Genomic DNA, 1,641 nt, shown 5'->3' on the forward strand with positions numbered 1-1,641 from the left:
CCTTCGACATCCTGCTGGGCCAGATCGGCGGCTTCAGCTACGGCACCGTCGCCCAGGTCAACGGCACCAGCCAGCCGATGACCCTCGACGGCCTGCCGATCGAGCTGGTGGACCTGATGGGCGCCAACACCGCGCTCGTGTTCTCCGGTGACTTCGACACCGCGTCCGACGTGTTCTTCTCCGCCGACGCCGACTGCGGCACCGTGGTGCAGTCCGCCGACAGCTTCGACGACACCGAGGCCGTGTTCACCATCGGCAGCAACGCCGCCATGAACCACTACCTGTGCTTCGCGGCCGGTGGCGACCCGATCCGCGCCAGCGAGTTCACCGTGGCCCTGGCCCCGGTCTCGGCCTCGGCCCCGACCTACGCCGTGGGCGGCCGTGGCCCGCTGGACCTGGGCGCGATCACCCGCAACGGCACCGAGCTGCAGGCCCCGCTGGCGCAGGTCCCGGCCAACTACCTGTCGCGCCTGGTGCTCACCAACACCGGTTCGCAGGATCGTCCGTACGAGATCGCGGTGTTCGGCGAAACCGGCAACGTCATCTCCACCGCCAACCTCACCGGTTCCGTGCCGGCGGGCGGCACCAAGGTGGTCGACCTGACGTCCGTGCTGACCGGCTTCACCGCCGCCCCGCGCGCCACGCTCAACGTCACCATCTCGGGTCCGAACGGCCAGATCCAGGGCCTGTACCAGATCGTCAACCCGGACTCGGGCACGATCAGCAACCACGTGATGGTTCGCCCGGGTAGCAATTGATATCCGGCGCAGGGGGTCGCGGCTGAAGCCGCTCCTACAAAGGCTGTGAAGGGAGGGCCCGCGCAAGCGGGCCCTTTCCTTTTGGGGGCGGGGGCATGACATCCGGAGGCGGAGGGCATTAGACTGCCGGGGACCGCAGTTCCGGCGCGGGAGGGCCATGCCCTCCCCCGGCCAGCGTTGTCTTCCACCTAGGGGAAAAAACATGAAGATCGGATACACCACCCAGGCTTCGCTGCTGCTGGCGGCGGGCCTCCTGTTCTCCGGCGATGCCGCCGCGCAGTACTACCCGTCGGGCGTGCAGCAGAACGTGCCCGAAGCCACCGTCACCGGCGGCGGCTGGAGCGTCTGCCACCAGAGCACCTTCGACGAAAGCGGCACGTCGCTGGCCACCATCCAGGCCGACTGCGACAAGGAGCTCACCATGATGGCCTGCCGTCCGGTGGGCGATCCGAACTTCACCCTGGTGGCCGCGGCGCCGCGCACCGACGTGTTCTTCGACACCGGCACCGGCGACGTCCCGCACAATGCCAATGGCGTGGGCTGGTACTACAACGACAACTGGTCCTGGGGCTATGCGCCGCAGGGAGAACCGATCAACCGCGACTCCTGCGACTTCTTCCCGGGCACCGTGGAAGACCTGCGCATGTGCATCCACACCGGCGGCGGCACCACCAACTCCGGCTACCGCTGCGGCAACAACAACCTCAATGGCGCCGCCGGCTGGGAGCGCGTGATCCTGGAAGCCGACGCCACGGTCAACCTGACCGTGCCGGGTTCGAACAGCCCGCGCCTGATCGCCGAAGAGCTGATCATCCCGCCGAACCGCACCCTCACCAACACCGGCAACCTCGACATCGTCACCACCATCGAGTACGCCTTCTCG

At 67.9% G+C, this 1,641-nt stretch carries 2 protein-coding genes; both read left to right on the forward strand.

Annotated features, from left to right (window positions below; all coding sequences use genetic code 11):
• Positions 1-758: hypothetical protein (locus N790_RS16435; protein ID WP_043802871.1), on the forward strand; the 758-nt coding region annotated here is incomplete at its 5' end.
• A gap of 202 nt (positions 759-960) precedes the next feature.
• A partial coding sequence (locus tag N790_RS07775) for a hypothetical protein (protein WP_043802873.1) occupies positions 961-1,641 on the forward strand: 681 nt, incomplete at its 3' end.

The sequence above is a fragment of the Arenimonas malthae CC-JY-1 genome, from assembly GCF_000747075.1.
GTDB classification, from domain to species: Bacteria; Pseudomonadota; Gammaproteobacteria; order Xanthomonadales; family Xanthomonadaceae; genus Arenimonas; species Arenimonas malthae.